The sequence below is a fragment of the Wolbachia endosymbiont (group B) of Melanargia galathea genome (assembly GCF_964030625.1).
Classification (GTDB): domain Bacteria; phylum Pseudomonadota; class Alphaproteobacteria; order Rickettsiales; family Anaplasmataceae; genus Wolbachia.
In genome coordinates this window covers 819830-833246 of record NZ_OZ034910.1, presented here as the reverse complement: position 1 = coordinate 833246, position 13417 = coordinate 819830, and the positions used below count along the sequence as shown (strand labels likewise).

Here is a 13417-nt window from a genome sequence, read left to right as displayed (position 1 = left end):
ATGTCAAAAATCGAAGAATTTCGCTCTTTTATGCACGAAATAAATGTTGATACATTTATGTTGAATACTAAAGACGAGTATTTAAATGAATATTCAAAAGAGTTAGCAGAGTTATGTGGCTTCACGGGAACAAATGGGCTACTTATCGTTACAAAGAGTAATAAGTGCCCATTTTTTACAGATGGACGCTATATCACACAAGCTCGCAGTCAGCTCGATCAGGGCAGTTTTCGAGTATATAATATACAAGAAGAGGATCCACACAAATGGGTAAAAGCAAACTTAACATTGACTACCTCACTGGGTTACTATCCGCAATATTTTACTATGAAGGACATAAGAAAATATGAAGGCATTTGTAAACTAGTACCATACTTAATTAAAAAAGATAGTAGTCATAAAGCACAAACAATAGTCTCACATGTATCTGGTGAGAGTGGTAAGGATAAATGTGAAAGAGTAGCTAAAAACATAGAGGCTGAAGCAGTGCTTCTGACTGATCCAAATTCAATTTCGTGGTTATTAAATTTAAGAAATGAAAGTTCTGAATATACTCCTTGTATATTGGGTCGTGCTATATTGTATAAAAATGCCAATGTTGATTTATTTATTCAAGATAAAGAACATTCAACTATAGAAGCAAATTTTGATAACCATATAAATGTTTTTGATATTAGTGAGCTAGAAAATTCACTACATAAGTTAAATTTGGTGGTGATAGATCCAAGCACGACTCCAATGAGCATTATGAATGCAATAGATCCCTTGTATAACCATTATTTAAATGAAAAATCAGCTTCGGTGTCATTCCAGTGCTTGACCAGAAATAAAAAAGCATGGATCCCAGTGTCAAGAACTGGGATGACAATAAGTAATGAAAGAGGTCTAATAGAAAATAAGCAGATAATTGAGAAGGAGGATCCTTGTTTGATTCACAAAGCAGTAAAAAATCAAACTGAAATAACTGGAGCTATAAGTGCGCACATCAAAGATGGAGTAGCAGTTATAAATTTTCTATATTGGCTTGAAAACAATATTGACAGTGAAATTACTGAGCTTGAAGCTGAAGAAAAAGTTTTAGAATACAGAAAAGAGCAGAATTTGTTTAAGCAACCGAGTTTTCCAACAATTTCAGCATTCAACGAGAATGGAGCAATCATTCATTACCGTGCAAGCAATAAGACAAATAAAGTCATTCAAGAAGATGGGCTGTATTTAATTGACTCTGGTGGTCAGTACCTTGATGGCACAACCGATGTTACAAGAACTATAGCAATTGGTAGTCCAACCAATGAGCAACGAGCTCACTACACAATAGTATTAAAAGCTCACATTGCGATAGCAAGTGCGGTCTTTCCTTCTGGCACTACTGGTGGAGAATTGGACATATTAGCGCGTATACATTTATGGAAATTTGGAATGGATTACATGCACGGTACAGGACATGGAGTAGGAAGTTACCTTTCGGTACACGAAGGACCGCAAACAATATCAAGAGGAAATAAAGTGGAACTCATTCCAGGCATGATACTTTCTAACGAGCCTGGTTATTATATTCCAGGAAAGTATGGAATAAGAATTGAGAATCTGATGTATATTGAAAGGCGAGAAAACGTCTTTTTAAGCTTTAAACAATTGACCTCTGTTCCTTATGATAAAAAGCTAATAGATATACAAATGCTTACTGAAGATGAAGTTAAATGGATAAATAGCTATCACCAATTTGTTTATAAAAATATAGAAAATGGCATAAAAGATAAGGAATGGTTAAAGAGAGTATGTGAACCTTTAAAATAGTTAATTTGTCATTTAATCAAGTATTAATATAGTTGTTCTTGTATTGTTTTTAATTAAAAACAATATATAATATTAGTTTCAAATAGGTGTAATTATGACAGATAAAGTGCAAGATGATGAATTTATGAAGCAGTACATGGATACTTGCAAAGAGCAAATAGAAAAATTGGCAAGCGACCCTAATTTGCTTCAACAGACCTTAAAGCCATTCATGCAAATGTCTCAGCAACTTATGGCTGGCGGTATGCTAGAAGGAAATATGCCTAGCATGATACCTGATATGGGTGGTATGGATATCAACAAGATGATTGCTCAGATGAAGGAAATGTATGATTACATAAAGAGTAATCACAAAGAGCTCATGAGAAAAGATGCTTCACAAATTCAAGAGCTTGATGATTCCAGCAGAAGATTGAGAGGCTTGGTCAAGAAATTGATAGAGAAAGTTGAAGCTAAGTAGTATTTATTCATATCAAAGAGCTATAGCAGTAGTGAGGTCTTGTTCCTCAAATTTAGTATTACCATAGAGTTAAATATAAACATAAAGGGATGAAGAGATGATTGAACTTAAAAGCCAAGAAATTTGCCCAAATGGAAATAAGAAAAATTTGATTATTTTTTTTCATGGTTGGGGCTCAAGTGGCGATAATTTCGTGCATCTTGCTAAAGTTATGAGCAAGTTTTTGCCTGATTCATGTTTTGTGGTACCGAATGCTCCGTTTGAGAGGGAAATAGGTGATGGTTATCAGTGGTTTAGTTTAGAGGATCGTAGTGAAGAAGCACTATATAATGGGGTGAAAAATGCTGCATCAATTGTAAATCATTTTATTGATACAAAATTAAAGGAGCTTAATTTAAAAGATACTCAGCTTTCTTTAGTTGGATTTTCTCAAGGGGCAATGCTTGCAATACATGTGGCTCTTACCCGGCTTCAGTCTTGTGCATCGGTTGTTGCATATTCTGGTAGGTTTCTTTCACCTTCAAAAATTGCACCGGAGATCAAATCAAAACCCAGCATATGTGTTATTCATGGTGAAGCTGATGATGTGGTACCTTTTTCTTCCCTTGATTTAGCGGTTAAAGCTCTGAAAGAAAATGGAGTAAACGCTCAAGGATACCCAATTCATGGATTAGGCCATATTATTAATGAAGAAGGAATAAGGTTAGGGGTTGAGTTTATCAAGAAAAATTTTGGAAATTAATTTCCATGCACTTGTTTTGCTTTGGTTACGGATATGTAGCTAAATTTCTATCGAAAAAATTGCTAAATTTAGGCTGGAAAGTTAACGGTACATCAAGAAATAAAGATATACAACTTTTTGATTATGAAAAGGTTGATCAAGATCTGCTTAAAAGCGTAACACATGTTTTAGTTTCTATTCCTCCAGACGGCGATGATGTTATGGAGAGATACGGTCATTGTCTGGAGAATATTAAATGGCTTGGTTATCTGTCTGCAACTAATGTTTATGGTGACCACTGTGGTAATTGGGTGAATGAGGAATCTGAAACAAAGCCTATAGAAATTAGAGGAGAAAAGCGCCTTGAGTCTGAAAAGAAGTGGCTAAGTAGCAAATTGCCTGTACATATTTTTCGTTTGGCTGGGATATATGGTCCTGGTAGAAATGCGCTAATTGACCTGCAGCTTGGCAAAGCAAGAAATGTGAAAAAAATTTTTTCTCGTGTTCATGTTGAAGATATATCGAATATTTTATTTTCTTCCATGCAAAATATAAAGCCTTATGAGATATACAATTGTGCAGATGATTTACCTGCTACGCAATCTGAAGTGGTCACGTATGCAGCCGAGCTTCTCAATATTAGCCCTCCAGAGCCAGTTGAGATTTCTTCCGTACCAAATTACGCACGGGGTTTTTATTTAGGGTCAAAAAAAGTAAGCAATACTAAAATTAAAAAAGACCTTGGTGTCTCTCTAGTTTATCCTGATTACAAGGTGGGTTTAAAGAGTTTGTATATATTAGAATAGAGAAAATAGATTGCCAGATGCAAAAAATTTTTCTTGAATGTTCCTTGTTTTGATGTAGTACCACTAGGCATACTATTATATAGAGGTAAATATGTTCAGCACTCAATCGCTCCCGGTTGAAAATATTCTATTACATCAAGCCGCTTATAATGGTAACATAAATGAAGTTAGGTTATTACTTAATGTAAAAACTGATATCAATATCAAGGATAAAAAAGGATTTACAGCCTTGCATTTTGCTGTTTATTCAGGACATTTAGACGTAGTAAAGTTACTAATCAGTAAAGAAGCTAATATTCATGCAAGAACTACTAAAGGCAGTACAGTTTTACACTTTGCTGTTGTAGCTAAAAGCAAAGCTATAGTAGAGGAGTTAATTAAAGCGGGAGCTGATCCCAATATAAAAGACTGTACTGATGGTAAGACACCTTTACATATTGCTGCTCAAAATGGACTTGTAGAAGTTGTAAAGGTGTTACTTAATACTCAAGAAATTGAGATTGATGCTAAAGACAATGAATTTGGTATAACAGCTCTGTACTTAGCCTCTCAGAACGGACATACTGAAATAGTTGAACTATTAATTAGCACAAAAAATGCTGATGTTAACATAGTAGATAAAAAAAATAATGTCACACCCTTGTATCTAGCTGCTCAGAATGGGCATGCAGCAGTAGTTAAGTTGCTTCTTGATAATGGTGCTAAAGTCAATGGCTGTGATACCAGTATGAATCCTTTGTGTGTAGCTATTGATAATGGCCATGACGAGGTAGCTCAATTATTACTTAGTGTAGAAGGGGTGGATGTCAATATTGGCAATCAGCTTGGCAATACACCTCTACATATAGCAGCTATGAAAGGTAATGAAAAAATGGCAAGATTACTGCTAGAAAAAGGTGCTGATCCTAATATTAAAAACCTTTCAGGAGATACTTCCTTACAAGCTGCTGAATACGTAAGAAAAATTAGCTGGCATGATAATCCTCCAAATGTACAAGGAGGATTCTTCGTGTTAGTTGGCTCGAATGGAATATATTCATTTCAGCAATTTTATGAGCAAAAAAAAATTATGGAGCTTTTGTCACAACATGTGAAGAACAACAAACCTAGCTCATCAGTAGATAAAATTGACGTATCTGTTCAGCAGAGTAGCAAAATAAGATAGATGAGAAAACTAGTTTGTGACATTGGCGTCCAGTTAAATTTACATGGATTCCAGTGGGCTTTGTTGCACAGCTCTTCGGATAGTGGGTAATGTATAATAAATTCATGAAGCTATATCAAACTTAGCCATGCCTATTTCAGTAAATTTGTTAAGCAAATAACACTTGAGTAGCAGTTCCTTCTCACGATTAATCTCAGATTTATTCCTAAAACTAAATCCAAATATTTGCTTCAGTCGCGAGAAAAAACTTTCTATATAAGATCTCTTCCAATAATTTATCTCTTTTTTCCACCTCTTCATACCATCTTCATCATATGACTTTATGAGCTTGATTGTAGAATTTCTCTCATTCATATAATCCAACTTTGGATGCTCTACTGCATTATTTTGCGGAGGAATCCTTGTCTTTATGTCAAGCTCATCGCACAGTTTGTATAACTTCTTTCGATTATATGCCCTATCTGCATATATCGTGCTTATGTTATACTTGGTATCCACTCTTTCAATAAGATCACAGGCTCCATAGTGGTCGGAATAAACTCCACTACTGTATTTTGCAGCTATAACTTTTTTACTACCTATCTCTAGCATTACATGTAGCTTTCTTGTTTGCTCATAGCGGCGATACTTTCTATCTGTACCATTTGCCTTACTATGGCCTGGAATATTATTGTAGATGCTGATACCTGTACTATCTATAGCAATTTCAATATCTTCCATATCGTTCTTATCAACTCTGCAGTCGTTGATTTTGATATTAAGCTTTTTAAACCTTCTTGAAGCCTGCGAATAGCTGATAATTTGCAAAATTTTCCCTATTTGCTCAAGATATTTCTCTATAAATCCCACTGTTTGCCTAAGACCAATCCTGAATAGATAGGTTATTATGTGAATTAGAATCACTACTTTGTCGCTGTAGACATTGTTGCCACCTGCTACTTTTGGACTATTTTCGTACCAATTTTCAATGGCATCGTTGATATAATGAAAAACATTTCCCCTTTCTTGAAGAAATTTGTTATATTCATTGCAGTTACTGACTTTCATTCTTATTGGCATATTTTTCCTTTGTCGGCTAAATATCTATTTTATAACAAATTCCATCAGTAACTGCCTGTTCTTTCCTTGAGTGGTGCAACAAAGCCATTCCAGTGTCAGCTACTCGAATGACATTATGGAAGCTGTGATGACAAGGAAGGAAGCACTAGAAAGAAATGGTGTCACGCACTGGGATGACATTATGGGAACTGAGATACAAGAAAAGAAACACTGGTTTGACATGCATCTGTCTCAGTGATGTAAATTCGACTTTACCCCATTTGCAACCATCAGGGTTCTTTGACTATAGACCTAACAATTCTTTTCTAATTTCTTCTTTAATTGTATCAATAATCTTTTGATCAAGTTTATTTATTAAGGAATCATCAATACCTGTGATGTCATCTGGATTTTGTATCATTTTTTCAATAGCATCATCTATTTTTTTTACTCTTTTTTCATTAATTTCCTCAAATATAGGTTTAATTTTCACATAACCAGGAGCGCCCTTGCTATAACTTTTGCTGCTTTCGTTGATACAACCACCAGCACCATATGTTTTATTCACGTAGTTTTTACTACATTTTGTTACATCTTTATACCCAATCTCACCATTTTCTATATATGCTATTTTATTATCTTTACTAGAGTTTAGCTTGTCCCCTTTCTTAATTTCTTCTTTTAATTTTAAACTTTGTTCATGAATTATTGTATCTTTGTAATTCTTTCCCCCATAGGTTCTGTATGTACCTCCGCCTGCAACAGTAATTAAATCTTTACAAATTGTTTCTGAAGAGTCTCTGCACATTTTTATTAAAGTTGGTCCCCCATCCTTGTTAGATTTATCATTTTCTTGTCCACCACCTCCTTCTGTTACTTTTACTTTAATATATGGATAACTAGGGTTGACTCTCAGTTTAGCTTTAATGTAATCACCTGGCATTCCTAGTCTACTTACAGTAGACTGAGCTTTACCATCTATATGACCAGCTTCACCACCTCCCCATGCTTCTATTTCAACGTAATCATACATTGACAGATCATCTGTAGAGCCATCTCCAAGCTCATAAAGTTTTTGATCCCTGTTTTCAATAATCTGCTTCTTATGTTTCAATTGTGCTATTATTATTTCACGTAATCTCTTTTTTAAACCCTCTAAATCGAACCTACACAATTTATCAGCATAAAAAACTTCTGTTCTATTTGCTTTAATCGGTTGATTTTTTAATTGTGTGCACTTTTGTATTTCACCTTTCTCGTTTTTTACTGTTTTACCATCCTTATCCTTGCAATCCACTTCCTCATATCTTAAGTAAAATAGTTTATCATTCTTATCTACATACTGTGTTGAGCGACTACATACTCCATCAAAGCAGAGGCAACCATCATCACCGTGATTACAGTTTTTTTCTTCATACTTTCCATCTGTTAACTCATATACTATTTTGCATTTGTCACAATTTTGTTTTGTATCTACCTCTTTATCCTCTTTTGCCATGCAGTTATCTCTAGACTTATTTTCAGCAGGAATGGAAATATATCCTTTTTTATTAAATATTATTTCATTCAGTGCATCTTGTGGCTTTGCTAAAACCTCAATTGTTTCGTTACAGGGAAAATAATAAAGCTGATCAGACTCCTTTGAATAAACAGTATTGTATTTATTGTATCTTGCCCCCATTGATTTTAGCGATATTAGCTTACTTTCTTTTTTAAGAACAAACTCCTCTGGTTCTGGTTGCCACCCAGAAAGGCAGAGCATTTTACTTTTAGAATTTTCTTTATATTTTATTTCTACTTTTGGATATCCTGAGCCATCTAGTTTGCACTTACCATTCTGAAGCTCTTTACATTCTGTTTCAATATCGGGAACATATCCATATTTTTCTAGAACTTCAAATTGCGAATTATTTTTTAATATACCTTCTATTACGCTATCGATGTCGCTTTTACTGTTACTGCTATCAGTTGTTTTTGCCACTATTGCTGGCTTTACTACTTTTAAAGGTAGATGGCCAACATATGTAGGAGAATTTTTATTAACATAAAAAGTACAGATGCCATTACTGTGAGTTCCACGTGCGTCATAAGTACAAACGTTCTCACTCATCTTCATTTTTACTTTTAGCGTATTTTCGCCTTTACCCTCATTAGGCTTTGGTATGCTCACTTCTTCAATCTTTGGAGCAGGTGGCGCTGGGAAGCAGCGAGCAGGAAATTGTAATTTTCTTTTGGACTCTTCTCTCTCAGTACCATAATATTCAGTGCAGAGCTGACCTTTTTTTCTATAAGTTTTAAAGTGATGGTGGGTATCTTTATCTGGAATAGAGTATGTAGCACTTTGAATGTTTTTATTACTTGAAATAACGCGTGGAAAAGGTAGCTCTCTTCTTTCCTTCAGCTCACCAATAATGACTCCAACTCTTGGATGGAAATAATCATTTTCTTCATTTGTTATAGGGACAATTCTAACTTGTGGTGGTGACATCGCAAGTTGTTCACAAAATGCAGGTGGGCCAGGTGCAAGTTGCACAGGGGCACACTTTACTTTTGTTTGATAGCATGTATCACAAACTTTTTCCATCTCTCCAGGACGAAAAATATTTTCCCCAGAAAATACTCTAGAGCCCCATGAAGAAATTCCTGACATACAAGCCCCTTTTTGACTACAAGCACATATCTTAGGAGAATTAGCAAATTTTACTTTTTCTTCATCAGTAACACCATCTGCCCATTCCCATCCAAGACCTTGGGCAATTTCTCCTCCAGCTTTTGTTTTATCTCCTTCCCAATCTATAAAAGCTGCTGCAGAAACTCCAGCTCCTGTACTCTGCGTTCCATATATCTGGCGGCAGAATGTTCCACTGGATAATATATAACAGTTGTCGTTCCCTTCGTAATCGCAGACCTTAATCTTTGGATCGAAGTAACCTTCTGGTTCCTGATTATTTACTGCTGTAACTTTAATAAATTGCAATAATTTTTCGTCAAAATCTAAATCGCTCCACTTGCCTTTAAAAAAATTCGCAATACCTTTTCCTGCTTTACTTCCTGTAGCTTCAATTTCAGTATTACTTTTTACAAATGTTGGACAATCAGCATATCCTTGATAAGAAAGACAAAATATCAAGGAGAATATCAATAAAAAATTAAGCTTTACATTTTTCATAGAACGCCGGTAACCACTTACTCACTTTTTCGCCTTTTTCCTTTATTGCTTCATACATATACTTTATAGTCTCTTTATTAGCTGAAAGTACATTTATTTCTTTCATATTCTTCAAATCTAGATTTAAAGTTACTAAACCTTTGTATTGCTTTATCAAAAATAAACCTTCCTGTGTTGGTGTTTGCAAAATGACATTCAGTTCCTCTTTCGACAGAGAAAATGCCTTCATGTATAATCTGTTTGCATTGATGTTCGGCATCAGGATTCTCGTATCGACATGCTTATCTAAATATTGAGTAAACTTGCTAGCAAATGCTAGGTTTAAGTTTTCAGTACTTAGAATTACTACAACATTTAACTTTGTCATTCTTTGCATCCAGTCGTCAAACTCTCCCTCTGTAGGAAAAATATTACTTATCTCCCATGCTTCATCCAAAACAAGTATTGCAGGTGAGCCATCACATTTTGCTTCGAAAGAGTATAAGAAATAGTAAAGTATCACGGACATACATTCTTTTTGCTTAGTGAGATTTGCAGTATTGAGGGATATAGTTTTTGTTCCCCAGTCAATGTCTGACTCATCACCATCTTGGAATAAGTAAGCAAATTCACCTTCACCACACCATTTACTTATTTTGCCTCCAAGAAGTAAAAGCACTTCAGAAATTTGAGAAATAGATCGCGATTCTCTTGGTATAGCAAATATAGAATCTACAATTTTTTTTGTCTTTTCTTCTACGTCTACCAAACTTGCATCTGCAACCATCCTTTTGATCAATTCAACAAGCATATTGCGATTAGAAGCACTATCTTCAATGTTCAGTGGGTTAAATTTTAGACTTTTATCTTTATATTTTGGATCAATTATGTAATATTGGCCGCTTACTGCTTTAGTAAATATTATTGATTTTCCAGTATTATCCAATATAACAATCCTAGGGTTAAATTTTCTTGATTCCGAAAGTAAGAAATTGATCAGTGAGGTTCTACCTGAATTTGGAGCTCCAAGTATTGTGGTATGACCATTATTTTTCTTTCCATGAAAGTTAAAAAAGTAAGGACTGCCTTTTTTTGAAAAAAAAACTGTTACTGCTTCTTTCCATCTTCCTCCTTTTAACGTACCTGATGTAAAATCATGCAACATAGCAAAGCTGCAAGCATATTTTTCTAATATATTTTTTGGTTGTGTAACAAAAGCAAAGTTTCCAGGAAGCTGTGCCCAAAAATGATTTTCCATGTGCAGATCAGTCCTAAACATCATCAACCCGATTAACGACATTACAGAGGATAAATCACTGATATTTTTAGCTAACCTATTCTTATCATCTGCAAAGATTGTAACAATAATTTTCTGTTGACAAAAATCCATAGCAGAAATTTTTTCAAGCTCTATTATTTCATTTATTCCTGAGTTTTGAAGTAAGGTATTGTCCTCACTGATTTGCAGTATATTAATTTGTTTTTTGAATTCTTTTACTGCTTTATTATTACTAGTAAATATTATTATTTCTGTGATGATAAGCTCAGAGTCAAGTTGCAAACACCTATCTATATTTTCTAAGGGGATTTCTCGATATTCCTTTATGCAAAAAATAGAACCAAACTTCTGTTGACCTTCAAACGATGTTTGAAATTTATTGAAACCAAAAGCTACTTTTAAATTTTTAACATGCTGCGATAGATCCCTTTCACATATTGGATAATCTTTGTGCGTTAATGTAATAATGTAATGGAGAAATTCCATCATTTGAGAATATATTTTGCCTTCACTAGACCTAAGGCCCAGTTTTTTAGCTCCAAAAGGTTCTAAATCTTTTTGAATCAGGTCAGTTATTTTTTGTAATTCTTGATGATTTTTTTGTAAAAATAACTTGTGCCTATTCTTTATCCTGCCAAAAAAAAATGCATTATTAATATGTTTGCCAAAATCACTAAGTAACACCACAATGTATAACTCATTTATATACTGTAGTTTACTATCAACTAGTTTATTAAACCACGTTGAGTGTAGCTGATCGGAAAAGTCTGAAGTTTTATTCCACTGTAAGCTCAGTTTATTGCGCTTACGGACAGTGTGAATCCAAACGGTAAAATATAAACTCTTGATATTTTTTGATATACTTTTTCTAATTTCAGTTCTAAGATCACCATAGTTATCAACTGAAGAATAGTCTTCTAATTTGATTATTTTTAATAATTCCCCCTGTTTTGTTAGTATAGTTTCTTCATCGTAGTGGCAAGCATAAGGGATAAAATCTAAATTAATACTTTCTAGTAACGCTAAATTGTTCTTTTTTTCAGAATTAGATCTAGTGGCTGGTACTTTTGGTTGCATACAATATCATGCGTATTCAATAAAAAGATAATAAAGAATCATCTATCTTACTTAATCCTTATCTTCTTTTTTGTTATTGGATTGTAACTGTATGTCCTTTGCAAAGTTGAATTTTTCTTTCAGGTAATCTGTTGCCTTTTCTGTGCTTCCAAACATCATGATCAGTACGCCAAATATTATCATGAAAAAAATTAGGCCTCTGAACACTACTGCAAGTATCACTGTAGCTATACATAACCCTATAATTGTCGAAGGATTCATATTTTCTACAGTATCTTTAACTGAAAATGAAGAAATAAGTTCTTTCAACGTTCCTGGTATATTTTTCAATTCATCACTTGCTTTGCTAGAACATGACATGAAGATAAAACTTAACAGGGCTACAATAGCAAAAACTCTACCCAATTGAATACGCATCAGCTAAATACCTTTAAGATACTCCTCAAATGTAACAATTTTTACATCAATAGGCAAGAACCGAATTCACTTGCTCACCATAAGTAACTCATATTTAACTTTTATCACCGTGTTAGCTCTTTATTATCAACAAGAGGACTCACACTAATGGATGTCAATTTACTTGACAGAAAGTTTGAACACAATTCAGCAGCAGCTGCTGTAGCAAACACCGCAGCCACCACAAACAGTCCTGCTCCTACTAATCCTGATGTCATTGCTCCTGCAACAATGCACCCTATTGCTAAGAGAGCAGAACTTGTTACAAGTGCGACGTGAAGATTTTTGTTTTTACTATTATTTTCATAATTATTGGATTGCATTGTATCTTTTACCTTACTGCCTGTCACTGAGATCACACAATGAGGCCCTTCTTCAGTCTTCTTATAATGTTTAGAAGGGGATATTCTTCCGCTTGGGCCTTTGGGCCTTGTTTTGTTCGGATGTGCTAATTTTGTTTTTCCTTCATCTTCTAGTTGCAAACTATTATCTTTCTCAGCAGGGTTTAATTTTAAGTGTACACTTTCCTCAGATGAAATGCTTGTTACTGAAGTTAAGCTGTTCCTTCTGCTACTTGATGCCAAGCTAGATGAATTTATTCCACTATCTAAGTCACTGCTACTACTGAGTTTAGAAGTATTTGCACCGCTTGGCACTTCTACAGCATTCACAGTTATATTAGGCTTTTCATTTTTTAAATCTTTACTATCAATCGAAAGATCAGATTGACTATTCAATTGTGATTGTGCGATCTCCTTTCTTGCTTGCGATTGTTTTGATGTAGGATGTGCTGAAGCACCATAATAACTTGAATTTCTCAAGATGTTGTATTTGCCAGGAGTTCCTTTTCCACTTACACCCTTAGCTAAAGAATCCTTTTCCAGAGGATTAATACCTGAATTTTTAGGAATTTCAACTTTACCAGAAAGACTTTGTTTGTTAAATGTTTCCGCATTACCTTGTCTATCTTGTTGATTTTGAATAACGCTAGAATGATTTTTGTCACTGCCCTTATTAGTAATTTCTAAAATTATTCGTAATATTTCCCCTCTTATTGTTGGTGATCTTTGTGATGATTTTTCTTCATTGTTAAGTACTGAAGGTTTCATTAATTCCTCTGACTCTATCACTTCTTTTTCCAATGCTGGAAGAAATTTCTTGGTGTAATAATTATAATATTTTTCTTGCTCTCTCAGTAATTTTTCTAATTTAATTAATATGTTCGGATCAGCTCCTTTGTTGAACAACTCTATGCATTTTGCGATAGTTCCATCTCCCTTTTTTAGATTTTCATGATTATGTCTTTTTTTTGTGACCTTTTTGTATATATTGGTGAACAGTTTACGATCTTCTTCATTACTCAAAGATTGAATAAGCTCTTCTATTTGATAAGGTAAATCATTACTTCTAGATTTTTTTAAAGTACCTAGCATAACATTCCTCTCATACAAATAAAATGTATGAATACCT

10 protein-coding genes are annotated in these 13417 nt (G+C 34.1%); 5 read left to right on the top strand and 5 right to left on the bottom strand.

The genetic code is table 11. The features are described 5' to 3' along the window. The 5 genes from AAHF52_RS03665 (at nt 1) to AAHF52_RS03645 (ending at nt 4949) form a co-directional block, all read left to right on the top strand. The gene (locus AAHF52_RS03665) at nt 1–1797 is read left to right on the top strand and encodes an aminopeptidase P family protein (RefSeq protein WP_264376616.1); all 1797 of its coding nucleotides are present in this window, start codon (nt 1–3) and stop codon (nt 1795–1797) included. Nucleotides 1798–1891: 94 nt separating this feature from the next. Then, on the top strand, nt 1892–2257 hold the full coding sequence (locus AAHF52_RS03660; RefSeq protein ID WP_006014880.1) for a hypothetical protein: 366 nt from the start codon (nt 1892–1894) through the stop codon (nt 2255–2257). Between the two features lie 97 nt (nt 2258–2354). After that, a complete protein-coding gene (locus AAHF52_RS03655) occupies nt 2355–2999 on the top strand; it encodes an alpha/beta hydrolase (RefSeq protein ID WP_052264810.1) in 645 nt (214 codons plus the stop codon). 5 nt (nt 3000–3004) lie between these two features. Next, on the top strand, nt 3005–3784 hold the full coding sequence (locus AAHF52_RS03650) for an SDR family oxidoreductase (protein WP_007302062.1): 780 nt from the start codon (nt 3005–3007) through the stop codon (nt 3782–3784). A gap of 91 nt (nt 3785–3875) precedes the next feature. Further along, nucleotides 3876–4949, top strand: a complete 1074-nt coding sequence (locus tag AAHF52_RS03645; RefSeq protein ID WP_214303222.1) for an ankyrin repeat domain-containing protein — start codon at nt 3876–3878, stop codon at nt 4947–4949. Between the two features lie 102 nt (nt 4950–5051). Here the strand turns inward: AAHF52_RS03645 and AAHF52_RS03640 are convergent, their stop codons facing one another. The 5 genes from AAHF52_RS03640 to AAHF52_RS03620 all read right to left on the bottom strand — a co-directional run bounded on the left by AAHF52_RS03640 (nt 5052) and on the right by AAHF52_RS03620 (nt 13380). Further along, complete coding sequence (locus tag AAHF52_RS03640; RefSeq protein WP_213863789.1) at nt 5052–6008, bottom strand: IS5 family transposase; 957 nt, start codon at nt 6006–6008, stop codon at nt 5052–5054. A 283-nt stretch (nt 6009–6291) separates the two neighbouring features. Continuing rightward, nucleotides 6292–9156 carry a hypothetical protein gene (locus AAHF52_RS03635; protein WP_264376614.1) on the bottom strand — a complete coding sequence of 955 codons (2865 nt, stop codon included), beginning with the start codon at nt 9154–9156 and terminating at the stop codon, nt 6292–6294. Further along, nucleotides 9137–11491, bottom strand: coding sequence for a type VI secretion protein (locus tag AAHF52_RS03630; protein WP_342068371.1), 2355 nt, complete (start codon nt 11489–11491; stop codon nt 9137–9139). The genes AAHF52_RS03635 and AAHF52_RS03630 overlap by 20 nt, the downstream gene beginning before the upstream one ends. Before the next feature lie 51 nt (nt 11492–11542). Next, on the bottom strand, nt 11543–11908 hold the full coding sequence (locus tag AAHF52_RS03625; protein ID WP_007302058.1) for a hypothetical protein: 366 nt from the start codon (nt 11906–11908) through the stop codon (nt 11543–11545). Nucleotides 11909–12012: 104 nt separating this feature from the next. Continuing rightward, the gene (locus AAHF52_RS03620; protein ID WP_264376612.1) at nt 12013–13380 is read right to left on the bottom strand and encodes a DUF350 domain-containing protein; all 1368 of its coding nucleotides are present in this window, start codon (nt 13378–13380) and stop codon (nt 12013–12015) included. Between the last annotated feature and the right edge of the window lie 37 nt (nt 13381–13417).

Coding starts and splice junctions, on each gene's coding strand:
- AAHF52_RS03650 (WP_007302062.1), top strand. CDS start 3,005: ATGCACTTGTTTTGCTTTGGTTACGGATATGTAGCTAAATTTCTATCG.
- AAHF52_RS03625 (WP_007302058.1), bottom strand. CDS start 11,908: ATGCGTATTCAATTGGGTAGAGTTTTTGCTATTGTAGCCCTGTTAAGT.
- AAHF52_RS03640 (WP_213863789.1), bottom strand. CDS start 6,008: ATGCCAATAAGAATGAAAGTCAGTAACTGCAATGAATATAACAAATTT.
- AAHF52_RS03645 (WP_214303222.1), top strand. CDS start 3,876: ATGTTCAGCACTCAATCGCTCCCGGTTGAAAATATTCTATTACATCAA.
- AAHF52_RS03620 (WP_264376612.1), bottom strand. CDS start 13,380: ATGCTAGGTACTTTAAAAAAATCTAGAAGTAATGATTTACCTTATCAA.
- AAHF52_RS03660 (WP_006014880.1), top strand. CDS start 1,892: ATGACAGATAAAGTGCAAGATGATGAATTTATGAAGCAGTACATGGAT.
- AAHF52_RS03665 (WP_264376616.1), top strand. CDS start 1: ATGTCAAAAATCGAAGAATTTCGCTCTTTTATGCACGAAATAAATGTT.
- AAHF52_RS03635 (WP_264376614.1), bottom strand. CDS start 9,156: ATGAAAAATGTAAAGCTTAATTTTTTATTGATATTCTCCTTGATATTT.
- AAHF52_RS03655 (WP_052264810.1), top strand. CDS start 2,355: ATGATTGAACTTAAAAGCCAAGAAATTTGCCCAAATGGAAATAAGAAA.
- AAHF52_RS03630 (WP_342068371.1), bottom strand. CDS start 11,491: ATGCAACCAAAAGTACCAGCCACTAGATCTAATTCTGAAAAAAAGAAC.